The sequence below is a fragment of the Alphaproteobacteria bacterium genome (genome assembly GCA_023898745.1).
Taxonomy (GTDB): Bacteria; Pseudomonadota; Alphaproteobacteria.
In genome coordinates this window covers 888,366-908,923 of record CP060237.1, presented here as the reverse complement: position 1 = coordinate 908,923, position 20,558 = coordinate 888,366, and the positions used below count along the sequence as shown (strand labels likewise).

Below are 20,558 nucleotides of genomic sequence, written 5' to 3'. Positions count from 1 at the left end.
TTGACAAGTATTTTAAATCGGATGAATATAGCAATGGAGGAATCCCATGGAACGCGAGAAAAGTATGTCACGTTTAATGAAATATAAACAAACTGCACCTGCAAGGGATGCAAAAATTGAAAGGAAACACGCTATGAAAGTAGCTTCAACAAAAGGAACAAAAACAAAGACAACAACTCCTAAGACAAAAAAGCCATCTCCTAAGAAGTAAAGTTACGTTTAAGGTTGTGTATTCCAACCCTGTTGTGTGTTTTAATTGCTCACAACGGCATTCTATTCAAATAGTTTTTTTTTAATTATTTAATTAATACATTCGAACATTTAATTATATTAAAATTTAATATATAATATTTATATCTAAGTATTTATCATTAGGTTGGCAAACTTATGTCGCACGTTAGAATTTTATCTTTAGACGGCGGTGGAACGCGAGGTGCGTTTTATTTTTATTTCTTGAACCTTCTGGAAAAGCGTTTAAAGATGCCTGTGCGTGATATGTTTGACTATATCGGAGGCACTTCAATTGGTGGAATTTCTTCTTTATTACTAACACATCCATTGAAATGGTTTGGGTATAGGGATGATTTTTATATTCAAGAAATGATGGATACGCATTTAGAGCAGACTTTGTTAAAAGTGTTTTTTGAACCACCACCATTTTGGATTAAGTCGTTTGGAATTTTTAGCGCAAAATATTCTTACCAAAAAGATGTTATTAATGCTGGTTTAAAAGACCATCTTTTTGGATCGGATCCTTTTGGAACAAACAAAAAAGCGAAATGCCTTGTATTTGCGCATAATGCGAGCACAAACGAGGTAAAAGCCTTCAAATCTTGGAAACACACAGATTATTATTTGTACACTGTTGCGCGGGCAACATCAGCTGCTCCTACATATTTTGCACCTGTATGTATTGGAGATGATGTGTTTATTGATGGCGCAATGGCATCTGCGAACAATCCTACAGCTTTTATGCTATATGAAGCATCCTTGTATGAACCTAAAAAGAAAGCTTTTGTTTTATCTTTAGGGGCAGGGTATTCCAATGTAAATTTCACCTGTGATGATATTGGACACGGAAGCATGAGCGAATGGTCAACGCGTTTTGTAAACTTAATGTTAAGCGCTTCAGATCGCTCTTTTGAGTACTTAAGTGGGCGTCATAAAAATTATAAACGATCTCACCAGATGGAAGAAAGTTGGTTAGAAAATCGCAGTGCATATTTTGGGCGCTATCAACACGGAAGTCTAACAACGTTTCGGATTAAGCCAAATGTATCTTCTGCAATTGACACGCTTGATCCTAAATTGTTCGAAAAATTAAAAGATACTGCTCAAAGAGTGTTTGACGAAAAACCAGACTTAATTGATGCTCTTGAGGAAGGGTTGAGAAATTACTAGTCTGAATCTGTTTTTAAGCTTCTGCAGCAGAAGTTTCTTCTTGTGCTACAGCTTCCACTGCTTCGGATACTAGGACAGTTTCTATTGAAGTTTCTTTTTTCTTAGCTGCTTCTGGATTCATAAGATCATTTAATGCTTCTTTTGTTCCACCAATGAATAGCGTGATATCACAAGAAACTTCAGGATGTAGAACAAGGCTGACTTTATGTTGACCTTCTTCTTTGATGGGCTTATGCAAATCAATTTGATTTTTTCCAACAGTAATATCTTTGTTTTTTAATGCGTTATGAATATCTTTAATTGTAATGGATCCATACAAAACACCGTTAGCTTGTGCTGGAGAGATAATATCCAAAGTAACGCCCTGAAGTTTTGCTGCAACTTTCTCCGCGTCTTTTTTGCGCTCTGTGTTAATTTTTTCAAATTCTTGCTTTTGATCCTCAAAGAGCTGCAAATTTTTGCTGGATGCGCGCAAAGCTTTTTTTTGTGGTAAAAGCCAGTTCTTACCAAATCCGTCTTTAACAGCAACAACGTCACCAATTCTTCCAAGACTTCTAATGTTTTCTAAAAGAACAACCTTCATCATTTTCATTTTCTGCTTTTTATACTGTATTTTAGACGGATTATTGCTAAGCCACAAGAGTATTTTTGCATTAGCTCTTCAAAATATTAAGGAAAATGTCCTATAATAAGCGTGTGTAAGATTCTTAGATATAACTATGACAATAAAATCAGATCGCTGGATTAAAGAGCAAGCGGAAAAACATGATATGATCAATCCATTTGTGGACAAACAAGTAAAAGACGGCATGGTATCTTACGGTGTTTCGTCTTATGGGTATGACGCAAGACTTGCGCCAGAGTTTAAAATTTTTACGAATGTAGACAATGCTATGATTGATCCAAAAAACTTCAGAACAGATAGTTTTGTGGAGCGCAAATCAGATGTGTGTATTATTCCACCAAACAGTTTTGTTTTAGGTCGAACTGTTGAATACTTTAAAATTCCTGAAAATTGTTTAGTTATATGCGTGGGTAAATCAACATACGCACGTTGCGGAATCATTGTGAATGTTACGCCTTTGGAGCCTCGTTGGGAAGGGCATGTGACATTAGAATTTTCTAATACAACCCCTTTGCCTGCAAAGCTTTATGCTAATGAAGGTGTTTGTCAGTTCTTATTTTTTGAATCTGATGAATCGCCTATGGTGAATTATGCAGACAGAGCTGGAAAGTACATGAAGCAAACCGGTATTACGTTGGCTAAAATTTAAGCGTGTTATGTTAGAAGAATTTGTTATACAAGGAAAGCGGCAGCTCAAGGGTTCTGTTACCATTAGCGGTGCAAAAAATTCAGCTTTAAAATTACTGCCAGCAACGTTATTAACAGACCAGATGTGTATTGTGAAAAATGTACCTCAGGTTTCTGATATTAACACAATGATTCAATTGCTTGGAACCTTAGGCTCAAGCATTCAGAGAACTGGTGATCAAATTAGGATCATAACACCTAATATTAAAAGCAGTTTGGCGCATTATGAGATTGTTCGTAAGATGCGCGCATCCACAGGTGTTTTAGGTCCGCTTTTAGCAAGGCACGGCGAAGCAAGTGTTTCTTTGCCTGGCGGTTGTGCGATAGGCGCTCGGCCGATTGATATCCACTTAGATGGATTGTCTAAGATGGGTGCGCAGATTGAGCTGAAAGATGGATATGTTCACGCAAAAGGACAATTAAAAGGCGCGGTTATCCATTTTAAATTTCCATCTATGGGTGCAACAGAAAATATTATGATGGCTGCAACTTTAGCTAAAGGTTCGACAAGAATTTATAATGCGGCATGTGAGCCTGAAATTGTTGATTTAGCACAGCTTTTGAATAAAATGGGCGCAAAAATTCGTGGCCAAGGCACTCCAGACATTGAAATTGAAGGCGTAGATGCATTGCATGGCGCTGAATATGAAACTATGCCAGATCGTTTGGAGGCTGCGACATATGCTATGGCGGCGCTTATAACAAATGGAAAAATTTTATTAAAAAACACGAGAGTGGAATTTTTAGAGCCGTTAAGGTGTTTAAATGCTGTGAAAGTTGAGCTCACATCTGATGGTCCTGTAGTTTCAGGATCTGTGGAAGATCAAAGGCCTGTAAATATAACTACAGCACCGTTTCCAGGATTCCCTACGGATATGCAACCGCAAATGATGGCGTTATTAACTCAAGTTCCGGGCATGTCTGTTATATCTGAAATGCTTTTTGAAAATCGTTTTATGCATGTGCCAGAACTTATTCGCCTGGGGGCAAAAATTGAAGTTATGGGTAGGTCTGCGCATATCTATGGAAAAACACCCTTAAGTGGTGCGCCTGTGATTGCATCCGATTTGCGTGGTGGTACAGCGTTGGTATTGGCAGCGCTTGCAGCTGAAGGCGAAACAGTGGTGAAGCGTATTTATCACATGGATAGAGGTTATGCGAATCTGATGCATAACCTTAATGCGTGTGGGGCGAGTGTTGAGCGTTTGGCACAACAAGATCAAAAGATTCAATTGGTTCGATAAATTCAAAAACTAAACTTGCACCACCCCCTATATTTCCTCTAAAATCTTTACATAATGAGAAGTTAAGTATCACGATTCAAATGGAACAGATGTTCATTATCGGAAGCGGGTTTTTTGCCATTTTATACGCTTCTTTCTTGATTTATAAAATCAACAACCTGCCTACAGGTTCTGAAAAAATGCGCGAGATTGCGGATGCAATTCAAAAGGGTGCGGGGGCGTTTTTAAATCGCCAATATTCTAGCATCACCTTAGTTGGATTTATTCTAGCAATTGGTTTGTATTTATTGATGGGGCTTTATTCAGCGCTTGGATTTATTGTTGGAGCCGTTTTGTCAGGTTTGGCTGGCTATATTGGAATGTTTATTTCTGTTAGAGCAAATGTTCGCACAACAGAAGCTGCAAAAACTGGCTTAGTTCATGCCTTAAATACAGCTTTTTCTTCAGGTGCGATTACAGGTTTTCTTGTAGTTGGCTTAGGTATTTTAGGTGTTGCGTTCTATTATATGCTTTTATCTAGCTTAAACCTTCCTCCAAGAGAATTAATGGAAAGCTTAATTGCTCTAGGGTTTGGATCTTCCTTGATTTCAATTTTTGCAAGATTGGGTGGGGGTATCTTCACAAAGGGTGCTGACGTTGGCGCCGATCTTGTTGGAAAAGTGGAAGCGGGGATTCCAGAAGATGACCCTAGAAACCCAGCTGTGATTGCAGATAACGTTGGAGATAACGTTGGAGACTGTGCTGGCATGGCGGCAGACTTATTCGAAACATTTGTTGTGACGATTGTTGGATCTATGGTTTTGGGTAAAATTTTCTTTAAAGATGCAACGCAAACCGCAATGTCTTTGTATCCATTAACATTGGGAGCGGTTGGCGTGTTTGCATCGATTTTTGGGTGCTTTTTCGTGCGTTTAGATAGTTCGCAGAATATTATGCGTGCGCTTTATAAAGGTCTGATCGCAAGCAGTGTGTTTGCGGTAGTTGGAATCGTAGCGGTTTCTAAATATTTCCTTGGTGGATTAGCGAATTTGTCTATCAATGGCATGGCATTTGGTGTAAATAATCTCATCACATGTGGTGTGGTTGGTATTATTGCTACGGCTGCAATTTTCTTAATTACGGAATATTACACGGGCACTGATCATCGTCCTGTAGACTCTATCGTCAAAGCATCTGCTTCTGGGCATGGCACAAACATTATTCAAGGGCTTGCAATATCTCTTGAGTCAACAGCATTACCTGTTCTTGTGATTTGCGCAGGTATTTTGGTGTCTTATATAAATGCAGGTTTATATGGTGTTTCTATTGCTGCAACTAGTATGTTGTCTCTATCTGGCATCGTTGTTGCGATGGATGCCTATGGTCCAGTAACAGATAACGCAGGTGGTATTGCAGAAATGGCTAACCTGCCAAAGAAAATCCGTGAAATTACAGATAAATTAGATGCAGTTGGAAACACAACAAAGGCAGTGACAAAAGGTTATGCTATTGGTTCTGCTGGTCTTGCATCACTTGTGTTGTTTGCGGCATATGCACAAGATTTGACGCATTATTTTCCTCAATATGATATTTCATTTGGTTTGGATGAGCCATATATTTTGATTGGCTTATTCTTAGGCGGTCTATTGCCATATTTATTTGCGAGCATGGCAATGCGCTCCGTTGGTTTGACAGCAGCAGCTGTTGTGAAAGAAGTGAGACGTCAGTTTAGTGAAATTAAAGGCATTATGTCAGGAGAGGCAAAGCCTGATTATTCAACATGTGTGGATATTTTAACAAAAGCATCTATCAAGGAGATGATCCTACCTTCGATGTTGCCAATTTTGGTGCCTGCGATTATTTACTTAGTGATTTTTTATGGTGTAGATGATCAAGTAGCTGCACTTCAAGCGTTAGGCGCTTCGTTAATTGGAACAATTATTACAGGTATCTTTATGGCGATCCAAATGACATCTGGCGGTGGCGCATGGGATAATGCGAAAAAAGCGATTGAAGATGGTCGTGAAGGCGGCAAGGGTTCAGAAGCTCATAAAGCAGCTGTAACAGGCGATACTGTGGGTGATCCTTACAAAGATACTGCAGGTCCTGCAATCAATCCTATGATCAAAATTATGAACATTGTGGCGATTTTGCTACTGAATGTTATCGCACGTTTCTTTGGGTAGTTTCGCTTGAGTGTAAGCTCTCTTAGAGAGCTGTTATGTTCCCCGGCGGTTTTGCTACATAATTCTAAACTTCAGTAGAACTCATGACTTTCGTCATTCCGGGACGAAGCCCGAAAGAGCTGAGAGCCCGGAATCTATATAGCGTTTATGATAAGATTAATGGATTCCAGGTCTTCGACTAACATCGAATCCTGGAATGACGAATGCTTGGTCATACAAATAAACATCTCAACGTTATGGGCTAAATTATATAGATACTCTATCTATTGCCTAGGTGATATTGTAAGTTAGGTAAACTTAATTCTGTTAAGTTTACCTACTGAGAGTCATTAAAAGAGAATGCCTGATTTGGTTCTTAGTAGGTTCTGTTGTGCATATTAAAGTATTTTAGATACTATGACTAAGCTACACGCTACAATTATATCGCCTTTTAATATGTTCTTGAAAATGACCAGCTGGCATTCGTGAGCCTTACATTTTTTCACATACTCTCAGTTTAGAAAAAAGAAAATATTCTGATGAAAACAACCATCATATAGACAGATCAAACCGCTTTATGCATAAAAGGCTTTTAAATTATTGTGCGGGAGAATGGTTATACTATGACACACATCACCTGGGTCTTTGGCTTAGGTATAAAAATCCTGGGATGACGCGATAGGGGGGGTTAGCGAATGAATCCTCTCTCATTATGTGTCATAAAGTTTAGCGTCTTTTGATACATATTATAAGTTAAAGCTTCCATTCTTCCATAAACATAAGAATTAGTTTCATCCATAATCTGCTCCATAAAGCCACCAAAATCGCCGCCTAAATCAACAAATTGCACGCGGTCTGTTCCTAGAAGTAAGTTCATTTGCTCATAAGCTGTTTCCATGCCGCCTAATGCGTCAATTAAACCTAGCTCAAGCCCAACTCTACCTGTCCAAACCTGACCTTTGGCAATTTCATCCACCTCTTCTAGTGTTTTATTACGAGCCTTTGCGACTTTGGCAATAAAGTCTTCATAAGCATAGCGTGTACTTTCCATAAACCTTTCTTTTTGTTTTTTTGTTAAGGCTTTTGTCATGGTATATACATTCAAATTCTCACCTTCTCCAAGTGCAGACGAATGAAGGCCTAATTTTTCGAACAACCCTTTTGCATTTGGAATCATGCGCGTTACACCAATAGATCCTGTTATAGTCAGAGCTTCAGCGATAATTTTATCTGACGCACATCCAATCAAATATCCAGCGGATGCAGCAACATCTCCCATGCTTATCACGATTTTGAGACCTTTTTGTCTAGCTCTTAACAGAACGCCATACATAGCTTCAGCAGCAGTTTCGCAACCACCACCTGAATTAATTCTTATCACAATACCATCATATTTCTGATCAATAATACGATTGATTTGCTTTTCAAACTGACGCTCATTAAACGCATTTGAAAGCTCTTGCCCTTTGGTATAGTTCAAAAACATACCTTCATAATACAGAACTGCTACTCTCTTGCTGCAACTTTTTTTCTTTTCTGTGAAGTGATATTTGCTCAACTTTACAAGATTGTATTTTTTAAACAGCTCGTAAAACTCATCCCTATATAATACGCCATTTACATATCCTTGAGCATAGGCTTCCTGATCTCTAAGAGGTGCATTTTGAATCATTTCTTCAATGTCTTTAATAGTTTTTCCGCGGTCATTTGCAATGTTTTGTTTAACCTCGGTAAACGCATCTTTTATATAACGCGTTAAGTTGCTTTTAACGGTTGGAGAGAAGTCATCATATATGAACGGTTCTTGAACGCCTTTAAATTCTTTTTGCCTAAATACATCGAATTTTATTCCAAGCTTATCAAAAAAATCTTTCATAAAAAATTTCTCAATTCCCATACCTAAGAAGCTTAAAGTGCCGCCAGGCTGCAGATAGATACCGCTACATGCACTTGCAAGATAATACATAGATGTGGCGTTTGATGCTTCACCAAACTGTCTCGTGTAAAAATATACAGGTTTTTTTGCATCTTTGAATTTTCCAATGATACGTCTCAATTCTTCAACTTGAGCATATCCGCCAATATAAGGAGTGCTTACCTCAATTAATACACCTTTGATATTAGGATTATCCAAAGCTGCATTTAATGCATGTCTTAATTTCTGCAATGAAGGATCTTTATTAAAGTTAAAGATGCTATAAGATTCCTTTTCTGCGAGCGGAGCATCGATTTGAATAGTCAATAATGAATTAGGGGGAGGGGGTCTATGCTTAAAATAAGAGGCAATGGATGGAACAATAAACAGCAAAAGGGCTGTAAATCCCAGATATGCAAACAGGAATTTGAAGAATTTTTTAATGTAATACATCTAAAAGGATTTAAAAAAACACTAAGCTATTTTTAGCATATTCTGACTGTAGAGGCGAAGCAGAAATTTTACCGAAGATTTTTACGGATGGTTTTAAGTTTCAAAACGTTCTATTCTAGACCTATATATTTATTTTCAAAATGCCAAAAACATTGTTTTATTTATTTTGTTCAAACGAGGATTTGCCTCATAGTATAGCACACGATGCTGAGGTCAAAACTTCAGTGATGACTATGTCTCCAGCTCAAACTCCAATTGCAGTAGACGATGTAAACAAAGTGAAACTTTTCGGTCTGCGTCCAGATCTCGATGATTTGAACTCTGTATTAGCTAATCATAGGGAGGTGTTTCAAGGATCTTCATTGTCTTTTTTGGGAAAATATACTTTTGAAGTTTGGTTAAAACTAGGAGAGTTATACTTAGAAGTTGGTGAAATTGAAAAAGCAGAAGAGTGTCAGCAACAGTATTCGAAAGAACACTTAAAGCAAGACTTGCAACAAAGCCAAAAAAACATCGTAAAGTATCAAAGAATCGTCGCTCAGTTTGATAAAGCGCGTGAAGATTTTTTAAAAAAACTGAAATTCATTGCAGAATGTGAAAAAGTCTGGCGTGATGCAAGCTTAGAAATGAGATCAGATTTATTGAATTTATATCCTGACCTTAATCCAAATAAGTGCTTCTTTAAATCGTGCGTAGAATGGGGATTGGGATTAGCTCTTTTTGAGATTGGAAAAAAATGCTATGATGCGGCGACTATTCCTGGTGTCCGAAAGGGTGTAAAATGCAACGATCCTGCACAATTACTTCGCATGTCTATTAAATACTCTAACACTGCGTTAAAAATCTTGTATCAAGATGGTGCGCAGCAAAAAGAGATAGAGGCGGTGTTAGTGCTAAAAAGGCAAGCAGATAAATTATTAACAGATTGTCTTGTTAGCAACTCAAAAGATAAAACACGTGCGCAGCAAGAAGATGATAGCGATTCAGATTGCGGCTGTTTTTGTTGCCCTTGTTTTTTATGATGAGAACAATGATCAAAGCTCTTAATTAAGTTTTTATTTACCCTTATTTTTGCTAAACTGAATCAAAGCGAGGGTAAGGTTTTGCATATGCGTCCTAAGGTTGGAATTTTGTATCGCTATGCTAAAGCGTTTTTATTGTCTCTCACACCGATACAACAAAAGAGCTTTATTAAGAAGTTTGGCCTTATGTTAGATACGCTTAAACTTACGCTCACACATCCTAAATACAAGGAGCTTTCTTTAAAAAAGAAAAATCAAATTCTGGTCTTGTGGGCATCTGATCTGCAGCTTCCTAAGTTTGAGTCATTTGTAAATCTTTTGATTGAGAACAACAAACAAGCAAGTTTGAAGGATATACTATACTGCACGTTTGAGTTATATTGTGATTTTAATAAAATTAAACATGTTTCTGTTACGTCCGCAAAAACCCTTACAAGAAAGCAAAAGTCCAAAATTCAAACAAAGTTTAAGGCGTCAGATCACTTTACTTATCACATTAACCCAAATATTATTGGTGGCTCAATTATAAAAGTTGAGCATAAGATTCAAGATACATCTATACTAACGTATCTTCAAGAAATTCAAGCACATCTATTGGAGGTACTATGACGATTAAGGCAGCTGAAGTTTCAAATATATTAGCAAAAAGAATCCAAGAGATTGAGCTCAAGACTAAGAAGTTTACGGAATACGGTGAAGTTTTATCTGTTCAAGATGGTATTGTTTTAGCACATGGCTTGGATGAAGCTTTTTACAAAGAATGTGTTGAGATTCAAACAAAATCTGGGCAAAAAATTCTAGGACTTGTTGAAAATCTCGAATCTACTCACGTTTCTATTGTTGTTTTGGGTGATGATACACATATCAAAGAAGGTGACTATATTATTCGCAAAAAAGAAACGCTTAAAATTCCTGTCGGAGAGGAGTATTTAGGTCGTGTAGTAAATGTGCTTGGGGAGCCAATTGATGGAGGCGAGGTGGTTGCGCCTAAAACATTTGCGCATATTGATCAGGATGCTCCGCCTATCATGGATCGCAAATCTGTAACCACACCCTTGAAAACAGGTATTACTATGATTGATAGCATGATTCCAATTGGAAGAGGGCAAAGAGAATTAATTATTGGCGACCGACAAACAGGCAAGACTGCAATTGTTATTGATACAATCATCAATCAAAAAAACAGTCCAAAAAAAGACCGTGTGATTTGTATTTATGTTGCTATTGGGCAAAAGCGATCTACCGTTGCGCGAATTGTGCAAAGTTTAAAGTTAGCTGGCGCGCTAGATCATACAATTATCGTGAGCGCTACTGCGTCTGATCTTAATATTTTTCAATTTTTAGCACCTTATGCCGCAACCTCAATGGGAGAATATTTTAGAGATAAAGGCAAGCATGCGCTGATTATTTATGATGATTTAAGCAAGCATGCAGTTGCATATCGTCAAATGGCGCTTTTGATGAAGCGCCCTCCAGGTAGAGAAGCATATCCAGGTGATGTATTTTATACACACTCAAGGTTGTTAGAGCGCTCAGGTCAACTATCGGATGAAAAAGGAGGAGGGTCTCTAACAGCATTTCCGGTAATTGAAACCCAAGCAGGTGATGTTTCAGCATACATTCCAACCAATGTGATCTCCATTACAGATGGTCAAATTTTCCTACAAACAGATTTGTTTCACAAAGGTATTAAACCTGCGATTAACTTAGGTATTTCTGTGAGTCGTATTGGTGGTGCAGCGCAAACAAAAGATATGAAAAAGCTTGCAGGAAAAATGAAGTTAGAAATGGCGCAATATGCAGAAATTAAAGAGTTTTCTCAATTCTCGCAGGACATGGATGATGCAACACGAAGTTTTTTGAATCGCGGTCAACGCATTACAGAGCTTTTAAAACAAGAGCCTTATAATCCTATTCCATATGAAATATCTGTTTGGTTGGTTTTCTTAGCAACAAATGGATATTTTGATAGATTTGAACTTCATGATATTAGATCACTTAAAAAGCAGGCTATGCAATTTTTCAAAAAAGAAAAGCTTGAATCATTTGATGAGAAGATATGGCGCGAAAAAGCGGATAAATTTCTGAACGCAAATAAGCCTGGAGGCACCTCTAGATGACAAGCTTGAGAGAAATTCAATCAAGAGTTAATGGGCTTAAAACAACCGAGAAAATTACAACTGTTATGAAAATGATTGCGATTACAAAGTACAGAAAGTTATCTCAAATCTTCCCCAAAAATCAGGCGTTTGTAGAGCAATTTCAAAAAACAAAACAATATTTTAAACCGGTGCGCAAAGGTAATAAAAAGTATCTTGTGACGTTTGAGCCAGCAAGAGGATTATGCAGTTCCTTAAATACAAAATTTGCGCGTTTTTTAAGGGATAAATATCAAGACTATTCGATAATTTCTATTAAAGATAACGAGATAAAGCCTTTAGATTTTTTTGAAAAAATCGTTGGAAAAATGGATGATTTTTCAGAAATAAAAATTGCCTATATTCACTTTGCTTCAACATCACGACATCTTGTTCAAGAAGACACTTTATTTCCTTGGGCTTATGATGAAGGGCGGGATTTTTATGTGATGAATGAAGCATTTAATTATGAAGCATGGCTAAAGCGCTACCTAGCATTGTCATTGAATAATGCCTTTTTAAGTACGCAAATATCTGAGAATGCTGCAAGAATGTTGGCAATGGATAGCGCAAGCAAAAATGCAGAAGAATTAATACGGGAGCTAAAGTTATCGTACAATAAAAAACGACAAGAAATGATTACAAAAGAAATTGCAGAAACGGGGTGTAGTGTCTATGGAGAATAAAGGAAAAATATCACAAATCACGGGAACAATTGTTGATGTGTTTTTTGAAAAAAAACTACCTAATTTGAAGAATGCCTTGTCTGTTGAAAAAACAAATATCATTCTTGAGGTTGTGGCGCATATGGGTGAAAATTCTGTACGCACAATTGCAATGAATTCAACAGTTGGTTTAAAAAGAGGGCAAGGCGTTAAGGATACAAGCGCACCTATAACAGTTCCTGTTGGGAAAAATATATTGGGTCGCATGATGAATGTAGTGGGCGAGCCAATAGATAACCTTGGCGATATTAAGACTAAAGAGCAAATGCCTATCCACAGAGATGCTCCTGAATTTATTGACCAATCAACAACAACGGAAATTCTTGAAACAGGCATTAAGGTGATTGATTTGTTAACACCGTATCTTCTTGGTGGAAAGATTGGTTTATTTGGTGGTGCAGGTGTTGGAAAAACTGTTTTGATCATGGAGTTGATTAACAACATGGCAAAAGCGCACAGCGGCTATTCTGTATTTGCAGGTGTCGGAGAAAGAACACGTGAAGGTAATGATTTATATTATGAAATGATCGAATCTGGTGTGATTGACCTAGAGGGTGATGAGTCGAAAGTCTCTCTTGTGTATGGTCAAATGAACGAGTTGCCAGGTGCGCGTTTTAGGGTTGCGTTAACAGGGTTAACACAAGCAGAGTATTTTAGAGATAAATTAGGGCTTGATGTATTATTCTTTATTGATAATATTTTCCGTTTTACACAAGCAGGCGCTGAAGTATCAGCACTTCTTGGAAGAACGCCTGCAGCGGTGGGATATCAACCGACACTAGCATCTGAAATGGGGGCGCTTCAAGAGCGTATTACATCGACATTGTCTGGTTCAATTACATCGATTCAAGCTGTATATATTCCTGCAGATGACTTAACCGATCCAGCACCAGCAACATCTTTCGCGCACTTAGATGCAACGACAGTTTTGAGTCGTAACCTAGCAGCAAAAGGAATTTATCCATCAGTGGATCCATTAGAATCCAGTTCTACAATTTTGCAAGAAAGTATTGTGGGCAAAAAGCATTACGAAGTCGCATTAAGAGTAAAGGAAATTTTACAACGGTATAAAGATTTAAAGGATATTATTAGTATTTTAGGCGTTGATGAATTGTCGGAAGAGGATAAGCTTGTTGTATCCAGAGCGCGTAAAGTCGAGAGATTTTTGTCACAACCATTCCAAACAGCTGAAGTGTTTACAGGTATGAAAGGAACGTTAGTATCTTTAAAGGATACAATCAATGGATTTGAGGCTATTTTAAATGGGGAAGTTGACAATTTACCTGAGATGGCGTTCCATATGGTTGGAAATCTTAGTGATGTGCATAAAAAAGCTGAGGCAATGAAATGAGGTTAGAGGTTTACCAATATGGGGGCGATATGAGTGTGCATGAGAATATTCGCTCTATTAATGTAAAAACTTCTATAGGAGAAAAAGGGTTTTTGAAAGATCATATGGAGTTTTTTGGAGAGCTTACAAAAGGTGCTTTGGCATTTTTAGACCGGGACGGTAGAGTAAATAAGCGTGATATAGAAGCTGGTTATGTGAAATTTCATAACAATATTTGCCAAGTGTTCATGTTATGATCGAGCAAACGGTAGATTTTTATTGCGTTCGAGCCTTTTCATCTGAGGAGTTTTTTGGCAATCCTGCCGCTGTATTTTTTGTAGAGGAATTTCCGAAGGATGCACAAGATATTTCTGCAAAAATAAACTTTTCAGAGACGGTTTTTGTAAAACCTTATAAGAAAAATATATTTTTTATAAGGTGGTTTTCTCCTAAAGATGAAGCGCCTTTGTGTATGCATGCAACAATAGCGGCTGTATATATGATCAATAAGAAATATGGACTATCTCAAGTGCGCTTGATTCACAAGAGAGGCGTGATTGATGCAAGTGTGGATGCAAATGATCAGGTGCATTTATTGACTCCAGTTATTTCGCTAAAACCTTTATCAAGCAATTATGATGTTAGCTTACCTAACGCAAAAGAAATCTTGACAGATGGTCTTATTGATATCGTTGTATTAGAGGGTGAAAGTGATGTGCTGCATTATCAACCAGATTTTGATGCGATCAAAAAGCTCAAAAAGCGCGCTCTATGCATTACAGCTTCATCTCAAAAGTATGATTATGTTTGTAGGTATTTTGCGCCTAGTGTTGGAATTTTCGAAGATCCATTTTGCGGTTCGGTGAATTGCAGACTTGCGCTTTACTGGAGTAATGTTCTAAAAAAGAAGAGTGTAAGCTCATATCAAAAAAGCGGAACGTGTGAATGCATAATTCATACTTCAGGTATTGTAGAATTTATTGCAAGAGCTGATTTATATGAAGAAAGAAAGTTAATGACTGCATGAAAAAAAGATTTGGAATTATGACAACAGGTGGTGACTGCCCTGGCTTAAATGCTGTCATTTATAGTATTTATAGGAATTTAAAACCCCACAAGGATATCGAATTATTTGGTATTTATCAAAATGCTATTCATGCTACTCAACCTTATACTATCGAAAAAATTACTTACCTAGATCCTCTTTTACCTTCCAGGTCGGGGACAATTCTAGGTTCTATGGTGGCATCTGATCTGCATAAATTTGAGGCTGGACGTTCACGTCCTTTAGCGCTTTTAGAAGATTACAATTTGGACGGTGTGTTTTTGATAGGAGGGGATGGGAGTATTGAAATTGCTAAGAAGTTTTTTCCGGAGTATCCCTTTATTATCATTCCCAAAACAATTGATAACGATGTGGCATTTACAGATTGTTCCATTGGATTTTGTAGCGCAGTTGGAACAGTAACATCTCTGCTAGATAACCTTAAGAACACAGGATATAGTCATAGGCGCATCATGGTGGCAGAGGTTATGGGGAGAGACACAGGATTTATTGCCCTTGAATCAGGGGTTGCGGCTTTTGCAGATGCTATTCTTATTCCTGAACAATCTCATAATGAGCAAGCGTTAAAAGAGTTTTTATTGAAACGCTATGATGAAAATCAATCAGGAGCTCTCGTGGTGGTGGCTGAAGGCGTTACGGGTATGAAAGAATTTATGGAAACACAAATTCCTATTCCAAGTCGTTATACAATATTGGGACATTTACAAAGAGGTGGTGCAGTTTGCGAAACTGATCGTCTTATGGCGTCCTATATGGGCGCTCATGCTGTAAAGTTGGCGCGTGATAATATGTGGCGCAAAATGGTTATATGGCGAGACTATCAAGCATCTGATATTGATATTCCAAAGGAATCTGTAAAGCGTTACGTTTCGCAAGCTGAAATTGATAGATGTGAAGAATTGGATATCTTTATCTCGTCATCCTGAACGAAGTGAAGGATCTTCCCAAATCAAAATTAAAAAGATTCTTTGCTGCGCTCAGAATGACGGAAAAGCTCTTAGCACTCAAGCTGACATTGCGTTTCACAACCAATAAAACATTTCTGTTCTTGCACGTGTAATAAAAACACAAATGCTGTACATTCCGTATCGTTTGAGAGATTTTTTACAGTAAAAGAAAATACATCTTTAAATTTTTCACAAGATTTTTGTATGGATGGAACTTGATAGCGAACTAAAGGTGCGCAGGGTGGGTGGAGTTTCGATAATGCAATTTGGCCTTTAGTATCAGAGCTGTCTAAGGTGTAAGTAAATGCGGTGTTATCATTTAACACAAACTGACTTAAATCAATTTCAGCACATTCATCAATTTTTAAATAGGCATTTTTTACAGCCGGAATATCTAAGCAGACGTATGCGCATGCTTTAATTTCTTCATATTTTTCTCTTGATACTTTTGTATGCATGATGAGAAAGTCAACCAAACTTTTTGTACAAAAATTAAAGCCAAGTGTTTCCCAAGTTTTTATGATATTGCACATAACATCTGCAATAACTTTTTCATTGTTTTTGATAATTTTCGCATCAATAAGTTTTTTTAATTCTTCACCAACAAATTTGATACGCAAATCAAGCTCTAAGTAAGATTCGCACATAGTTAAAAAGTCTTCTTGCTTTAAATCAAACAACGCTTTGAATGCATGAGCTAACATATTGCCTTTTACTTTTGTTGTGTAAGGCTTTAAACATTCTGTTAATTCTAAGCCAACAATTTTTGCATGCAATCCTATAGCGGTCCCAAAGTTTTTTGCTCCTTCATCACTTGTGAGTTTTATATCAAACCCCAAGTCTTTCAAAAGACTTAAAGTAAAATTCTCAAAGCAAGCGCAAGTTGGGCGGAAAAATTTACAAAAATACGCAAAAAACAAAGAAACTGTTTCAGCGCTTGGGTTTGGATCTAGATGCAGTAAGAGGGTTAACATGACGGCAAATATTATAAGATCTGTTAAATTTTCTGTAGTTTGAAGTTCGGTAAATAATGCGCCTGTGATAGCTTTTATAAGCGCAATATTTTCTTCATTTGAGATATCCACTCCATCAAACGCATCTTTTAAAACAGTCTCAAGATTTGCTTGAGAGAAGTCACCACCTAAGGAGATTTTGATTTCTTCGAGTGCGCTTTCAAGATTATTAATATCAACCATATATTTAAATATATTATATCTCTAATTAAAGTATACTTTATAATTAATAAAAACTAAATATATTTAAATAAATTTAGTGCAAAAGATTATATTAACTTCTGCAAAGCTGACGTTTTGGCTGATTCTGTCATACCGGGAAACATATTTCTCACACCAACCAAATTCAAATCTTTTATAATTTTTGATTTACTTGTGGCATTTGATTGCGTCACAATCGCAAAGAAAATCGTCCATAGCCCTGTGATGAATGGTGTGGCAGCTTGCCAAAATGATTTCTGTGTAAAATCTTCACCAGAAAATTTTTCAGAATAGAATCTTACAAAAGTACGCGTCAATAAAAAGAAAAGCTCTCCAAGAATCAGAACCCATAGCAGTCCAGGCAAGAAACAAAGAACGGCACTATTACAATTACAAGGAATGTTACTTTGTTGATCATCTGCCATAACACAAGAAAGACAAATTATTCTAATTTCATTATACTATAAATATCCTAAAAATTTCCACCATAAACTGCCAATGATGATCCAGATCCAAAAATTCATAAATCCAACAAATAGACCGGTTTTCCACCATTTTTCCATTTTTACAAATCCAGCAGAAAATAAAATACTTCCGGCAGTTGAGCCATAGTGTGTAAGTGAAGCAAATAGAACGCTAAAAACAGCGAGTATAACACCGGCCAGAACGGGATTCATACCAATGATAAGCAAAATTCCTAGAAATGAGCTATAAAGAGCGCTTATATGTGAGGAATTGCTTGCAAACAAATATCCAATCCAAAAATAGCCTGCTAAAATTAAAAATGCAGCAAGGGTAAAGGATAAGCCGGAGATAGCCTGAACGGCATATTGATTAATCATCGCAATAAACCCAAACTCTTTTAAATATGTGCTCATTGTAATAAGAATTGAAAGCCATAGAATAGTTTCCCATGCTTTATCTTCTGCTAAAATTTCTGAAAAAGTAATTGCCCCTGTTAAAAGACACAACACAACACCTAAAATTGCAACTGATGCTGCATGCAAACCAAGAGAATCTCCATATATCCATAAAAATAATAACAACACCAATATGAACACCATGAGATATTCTTTAAAGGAAAAAGCTCCAAGCTCATCAAGTTTGCTTTTCGCAAGCAACTGAAAGCTTTTTGGAATTTTAACATTTGGATGTTCCATTGCATAAACAAACAAAGGTGCAAGACATAAACACAATCCTGCTGGAATGCAGGTAATAGTGAACCAAGTAATCCAGTCAAACTCAACCCCTTGGATCTTTGCAAAAGAAGCGGCTAAAGAGTTGCTGACAGTTCCTGTAAAAAACAGAGCGCTTGAAGAAACACTGCTATGAAAAACGGTTTGGAATAAAAATGCGTTCATTTTATCTTGCTCGGGTTTTGAGAAGCTTCTTTTAAATGCATTTGATATAGATTCTAAGATAGGCAGAAGTATTCCGCCTGAGCGTGCTGTATTGCTAGGTATAAAAGGGGCAACAACCAGCTCTGTCAGCATAAGTGAGTACGCTAAACGTAAAGGTGTTTTTGCAGTGTAATAAATAAAAAAGTAAGCAATACGTTCCCCAAGTCGAGAATTCACAAAACCTCTACCAATGAAAAACACAGATCCTATGAGCCATACAATAGGGGTGCTGAACCCATATAGAGCTTGTGTTTTGATATCAAGTATACCAAGCACAAGGCAAGAAGTAAGGCCAAAAATCGCCGACAGCACGATAGGAAAAATTTGAAAAATTACACTAATGATTGTTGCTAAAAATATGATAAATAAATGCCATGCTTTCTCAGAAACAAAGTTGACTGGCAGGCAGTATAATAAGGCTGTTAGAGCAAAAAAGGAGGTTGTTTTAAATCCCATCCCTTAGTTACGAACTTCAGCAATGCGGGCTTTCTTTCCTGAAAGTCCTCTCAAGTAATATAGTTTCGCTCTTCTTACGCTTCCTCTGCGCTCAACCTCAATCTCGATATTAGGAGAGTAAAGATGAAATGAGCGTTCAACACCTGAAGTGCCAGAAATTTTTCTCACACGAAATGTGGAGCTTAACCCTCTGTTGTGTCTCGCAATAACAACACCTTGAAAGGGTTGTTGTCTGTTGGTTTTGCCTTCAACAACTGTCACTTTAACTGTCACAGTATCACCTGCTTTGAAATCAGGAATCGTTTTATCTTTCGTTAATCTAGCAATTTCGTTTTTTTCATATAATGAAACAAGGCTCATATATAGAATTTTATCTTTTTCTATACTCGAGTATAGTATATCAGCAATAAGTCTGCAACCGACCTCCATTAAATCTATGTTGAGTCTGTCAGCAATGGTTTTTCAAATGGCGAAGGGTGTTCCCTGAAATGTATAAGTACAAAAAAGGGTAGATTGATTCTCAAGCCTGAATCTCGCTACAATAAAGCGTAATCCCAAACAAATTATAAAATAAAGTGGCTTCAAAGAATCATATCATTACAGCGGTAGATATTGGATCATACAAAATAAGTGGCGCTGTTTTTGAGGTGGATTTTAATTTAACCTCAGATAAAGTCCTAAACTGTTTAAGTGCGCAAATGCAGCGTACACAAGGTCTTTCAAAGGGTATTTTGACAAATTTTAGTGATTTTGAAAATAGTATCTTGAATGTTTTAAATCTGCTAGAACGAGAATCAAGGCATAATATTCATAGTGTATATATCAGCTTGTCTGGAAATGTCTTTACTTCTTATTACACAAACAAAAGCATTAATTTAATGGGCTCAAGTGTAACGCAAGACTGTATTCAAAGACTTATTAATGAAGCATATACAGCAAATAAGTCTTATGAGATTGTCCATATTGCGCCTGTGAATTTTAAATTAGATGATGTGGATAATATTGAGAATCCTAACAATATGATAGGTGACCGCTTAACAGTATCCTTATATGTTATGACAGCGCCCAAAACACTTTTAAATAATTTAAGAAATTTGTTTGCTAGGTATGATATTAAAATTGAAAGCTTTGTTGCAGCGCCTGTTGCAACGATTTTATGTCAAGAATTTCAAAAACCAGGGGTTATTCTTGATTTTGGGCATGACTCTACATCTATTGTGTTTCATAAAAACAACACTTTAATGTTTCATTGTGAAATTCCACTAGGTGGAAATGATTTGATCAAAAAAATTGCCCAAGAGTTAAATATTAGTTTTGAACATGCTGAGCGTATGAAGAGCTATTATGGATATATTTCAAGCTCTGAGATTGAACTGAATGCGCGTAATTATCAAAATGCCGAGCATAATAATTTGAACTGCGTTATAAGACGGCATATTCAAGAGCTTGTTAAGGCGATAAAGAAACAATTTGATCAATTTGATATGTCACTTTATGCAACCATAGATATTACTGGTGGGTTGTGTGAGCTCAAAGGGTTCAAAGAATATATCGAAGACAGCTTATGTCGCAAGACAAGAATTCTGACCGCGCAAGATGGATTCAAGATTTCCAGTTTTACAACATGTTTCGGTTTGATAAGGTATGGGTATTATGAGCTTTATCAAAACTCTAAACTCAAAAGCCTATCTTACTCTAGAGGAATATGGCAAAAAATAAAAAACTGGTTTAATGAAGATTTATAATCTTCAAGAACTGCTCAAATTTTAATGCAAATAATTGACATATTTT

20 protein-coding genes are annotated in these 20,558 nt (G+C 36.9%); 14 read left to right on the top strand and 6 right to left on the bottom strand.

Annotation, left to right across the window (positions count from 1 at the left end; translation table 11 throughout):
- The first annotated feature begins 46 nt into the window (after positions 1 to 46).
- Positions 47 to 211 (top strand): hypothetical protein, encoded by a 165-nt coding sequence (locus H6850_04535; protein ID USO02334.1) that lies wholly within the window; start codon positions 47 to 49, stop codon positions 209 to 211.
- 176 nt (positions 212 to 387) lie between these two features.
- Positions 388 to 1,401: a patatin-like phospholipase family protein gene (locus H6850_04530; GenBank protein USO02333.1), complete on the top strand. Its 1,014-nt coding sequence runs from the start codon at positions 388 to 390 to the stop codon at positions 1,399 to 1,401.
- 13 nt (positions 1,402 to 1,414) lie between these two features.
- Here H6850_04530 and H6850_04525 read toward each other — a convergent pair whose 3' ends face one another.
- Positions 1,415 to 1,987, bottom strand: coding sequence for a 50S ribosomal protein L9 (locus H6850_04525; GenBank protein ID USO02332.1), 573 nt, complete (start codon positions 1,985 to 1,987; stop codon positions 1,415 to 1,417).
- Positions 1,988 to 2,120: 133 nt separating this feature from the next.
- Here H6850_04525 and H6850_04520 point away from each other — a divergent pair, with 133 nt between their 5' ends.
- From H6850_04520 to H6850_04510, 3 genes are all read left to right on the top strand, one after another.
- The gene (locus H6850_04520; protein ID USO02331.1) at positions 2,121 to 2,675 is read left to right on the top strand and encodes a dCTP deaminase; all 555 of its coding nucleotides are present in this window, start codon (positions 2,121 to 2,123) and stop codon (positions 2,673 to 2,675) included.
- A 7-nt stretch (positions 2,676 to 2,682) separates the two neighbouring features.
- Entirely contained in the window at positions 2,683 to 3,957 is a 1,275-nt protein-coding gene (murA, locus tag H6850_04515; protein ID USO02330.1) for a UDP-N-acetylglucosamine 1-carboxyvinyltransferase, read from the top strand.
- Between the two features lie 80 nt (positions 3,958 to 4,037).
- Positions 4,038 to 6,122: a sodium-translocating pyrophosphatase gene (locus tag H6850_04510; protein USO02329.1), complete on the top strand. Its 2,085-nt coding sequence runs from the start codon at positions 4,038 to 4,040 to the stop codon at positions 6,120 to 6,122.
- Between the two features lie 667 nt (positions 6,123 to 6,789).
- Here the strand turns inward: H6850_04510 and H6850_04505 are convergent.
- Positions 6,790 to 8,469 carry a S49 family peptidase gene (locus H6850_04505; protein USO02328.1) on the bottom strand — a complete coding sequence of 560 codons (1,680 nt, stop codon included), beginning with the start codon at positions 8,467 to 8,469 and terminating at the stop codon, positions 6,790 to 6,792.
- 233 nt (positions 8,470 to 8,702) lie between these two features.
- On the opposite strand from H6850_04505, the gene H6850_04500 reads away from it, so the two are divergent.
- The 8 genes from H6850_04500 (at position 8,703) to H6850_04465 (ending at position 15,676) form a co-directional block, all read left to right on the top strand.
- The gene (locus H6850_04500; protein ID USO02327.1) at positions 8,703 to 9,491 is read left to right on the top strand and encodes a hypothetical protein; all 789 of its coding nucleotides are present in this window, start codon (positions 8,703 to 8,705) and stop codon (positions 9,489 to 9,491) included.
- 87 nt (positions 9,492 to 9,578) lie between these two features.
- Positions 9,579 to 10,100: an ATP synthase F1 subunit delta gene (gene atpH, locus H6850_04495; protein ID USO02326.1), complete on the top strand. Its 522-nt coding sequence runs from the start codon at positions 9,579 to 9,581 to the stop codon at positions 10,098 to 10,100.
- The gene (locus H6850_04490) at positions 10,097 to 11,611 is read left to right on the top strand and encodes a F0F1 ATP synthase subunit alpha (protein ID USO02325.1); all 1,515 of its coding nucleotides are present in this window, start codon (positions 10,097 to 10,099) and stop codon (positions 11,609 to 11,611) included. Before atpH ends, H6850_04490 begins: the two co-directional genes overlap by 4 nt.
- Entirely contained in the window at positions 11,608 to 12,315 is a 708-nt protein-coding gene (locus H6850_04485; protein ID USO02324.1) for a F0F1 ATP synthase subunit gamma, read from the top strand. Before H6850_04490 ends, H6850_04485 begins: the two co-directional genes overlap by 4 nt.
- Positions 12,305 to 13,705, top strand: a complete 1,401-nt coding sequence (atpD, locus tag H6850_04480) for a F0F1 ATP synthase subunit beta (protein ID USO02833.1) — start codon at positions 12,305 to 12,307, stop codon at positions 13,703 to 13,705. Before H6850_04485 ends, atpD begins: the two co-directional genes overlap by 11 nt.
- Positions 13,702 to 13,941 carry a hypothetical protein gene (locus tag H6850_04475; protein USO02323.1) on the top strand — a complete coding sequence of 80 codons (240 nt, stop codon included), beginning with the start codon at positions 13,702 to 13,704 and terminating at the stop codon, positions 13,939 to 13,941. Before atpD ends, H6850_04475 begins: the two co-directional genes overlap by 4 nt.
- Positions 13,938 to 14,711 carry a PhzF family phenazine biosynthesis protein gene (locus H6850_04470; protein USO02322.1) on the top strand — a complete coding sequence of 258 codons (774 nt, stop codon included), beginning with the start codon at positions 13,938 to 13,940 and terminating at the stop codon, positions 14,709 to 14,711. The genes H6850_04475 and H6850_04470 overlap by 4 nt, the downstream gene beginning before the upstream one ends.
- A complete protein-coding gene (locus H6850_04465; GenBank protein USO02321.1) occupies positions 14,708 to 15,676 on the top strand; it encodes an ATP-dependent 6-phosphofructokinase in 969 nt (322 codons plus the stop codon). Before H6850_04470 ends, H6850_04465 begins: the two co-directional genes overlap by 4 nt.
- A gap of 71 nt (positions 15,677 to 15,747) precedes the next feature.
- Here H6850_04465 and H6850_04460 read toward each other — a convergent pair whose 3' ends face one another.
- The 4 genes from H6850_04460 to rplS all read right to left on the bottom strand — a co-directional run bounded on the left by H6850_04460 (position 15,748) and on the right by rplS (position 19,127).
- Positions 15,748 to 16,893, bottom strand: coding sequence for a hypothetical protein (locus H6850_04460; protein USO02320.1), 1,146 nt, complete (start codon positions 16,891 to 16,893; stop codon positions 15,748 to 15,750).
- A gap of 86 nt (positions 16,894 to 16,979) precedes the next feature.
- Positions 16,980 to 17,336, bottom strand: coding sequence for a hypothetical protein (locus H6850_04455; GenBank protein ID USO02319.1), 357 nt, complete (start codon positions 17,334 to 17,336; stop codon positions 16,980 to 16,982).
- A gap of 36 nt (positions 17,337 to 17,372) precedes the next feature.
- Positions 17,373 to 18,767, bottom strand: a complete 1,395-nt coding sequence (locus H6850_04450; GenBank protein USO02318.1) for a DASS family sodium-coupled anion symporter — start codon at positions 18,765 to 18,767, stop codon at positions 17,373 to 17,375.
- Positions 18,768 to 18,770: 3 nt separating this feature from the next.
- Positions 18,771 to 19,127, bottom strand: a complete 357-nt coding sequence (gene rplS, locus H6850_04445) for a 50S ribosomal protein L19 (GenBank protein USO02317.1) — start codon at positions 19,125 to 19,127, stop codon at positions 18,771 to 18,773.
- Between the two features lie 215 nt (positions 19,128 to 19,342).
- On the opposite strand from rplS, the gene ftsA reads away from it, so the two are divergent.
- Positions 19,343 to 20,512, top strand: a complete 1,170-nt coding sequence (gene ftsA / locus H6850_04440) for a cell division protein FtsA (protein ID USO02316.1) — start codon at positions 19,343 to 19,345, stop codon at positions 20,510 to 20,512.
- Positions 20,513 to 20,558: the final 46 nt, after the last annotated feature.

What these genes read in the sequence shown, in the direction of transcription:
- H6850_04510 (USO02329.1), top strand. Translation starts at nt 4,038, where the DNA reads ATGGAACAGATGTTCATTATCGGAAGCGGGTTTTTTGCCATTTTATAC.
- H6850_04525 (USO02332.1), bottom strand. Translation starts at nt 1,987, where the DNA reads ATGATGAAGGTTGTTCTTTTAGAAAACATTAGAAGTCTTGGAAGAATT.
- H6850_04490 (USO02325.1), top strand. Translation starts at nt 10,097, where the DNA reads ATGACGATTAAGGCAGCTGAAGTTTCAAATATATTAGCAAAAAGAATC.
- H6850_04520 (USO02331.1), top strand. Translation starts at nt 2,121, where the DNA reads ATGACAATAAAATCAGATCGCTGGATTAAAGAGCAAGCGGAAAAACAT.
- H6850_04460 (USO02320.1), bottom strand. Translation starts at nt 16,893, where the DNA reads ATGGTTGATATTAATAATCTTGAAAGCGCACTCGAAGAAATCAAAATC.
- H6850_04450 (USO02318.1), bottom strand. Translation starts at nt 18,767, where the DNA reads ATGGGATTTAAAACAACCTCCTTTTTTGCTCTAACAGCCTTATTATAC.
- H6850_04465 (USO02321.1), top strand. Translation starts at nt 14,708, where the DNA reads ATGAAAAAAAGATTTGGAATTATGACAACAGGTGGTGACTGCCCTGGC.
- H6850_04485 (USO02324.1), top strand. Translation starts at nt 11,608, where the DNA reads ATGACAAGCTTGAGAGAAATTCAATCAAGAGTTAATGGGCTTAAAACA.
- H6850_04535 (USO02334.1), top strand. Translation starts at nt 47, where the DNA reads ATGGAACGCGAGAAAAGTATGTCACGTTTAATGAAATATAAACAAACT.
- rplS (USO02317.1), bottom strand. Translation starts at nt 19,127, where the DNA reads ATGAGCCTTGTTTCATTATATGAAAAAAACGAAATTGCTAGATTAACG.
- atpD (USO02833.1), top strand. Translation starts at nt 12,305, where the DNA reads ATGGAGAATAAAGGAAAAATATCACAAATCACGGGAACAATTGTTGAT.
- H6850_04455 (USO02319.1), bottom strand. Translation starts at nt 17,336, where the DNA reads ATGGCAGATGATCAACAAAGTAACATTCCTTGTAATTGTAATAGTGCC.
- atpH (USO02326.1), top strand. Translation starts at nt 9,579, where the DNA reads ATGCGTCCTAAGGTTGGAATTTTGTATCGCTATGCTAAAGCGTTTTTA.
- H6850_04475 (USO02323.1), top strand. Translation starts at nt 13,702, where the DNA reads ATGAGGTTAGAGGTTTACCAATATGGGGGCGATATGAGTGTGCATGAG.
- H6850_04505 (USO02328.1), bottom strand. Translation starts at nt 8,469, where the DNA reads ATGTATTACATTAAAAAATTCTTCAAATTCCTGTTTGCATATCTGGGA.
- murA (USO02330.1), top strand. Translation starts at nt 2,683, where the DNA reads ATGTTAGAAGAATTTGTTATACAAGGAAAGCGGCAGCTCAAGGGTTCT.
- H6850_04470 (USO02322.1), top strand. Translation starts at nt 13,938, where the DNA reads ATGATCGAGCAAACGGTAGATTTTTATTGCGTTCGAGCCTTTTCATCT.
- H6850_04500 (USO02327.1), top strand. Translation starts at nt 8,703, where the DNA reads ATGTCTCCAGCTCAAACTCCAATTGCAGTAGACGATGTAAACAAAGTG.
- H6850_04530 (USO02333.1), top strand. Translation starts at nt 388, where the DNA reads ATGTCGCACGTTAGAATTTTATCTTTAGACGGCGGTGGAACGCGAGGT.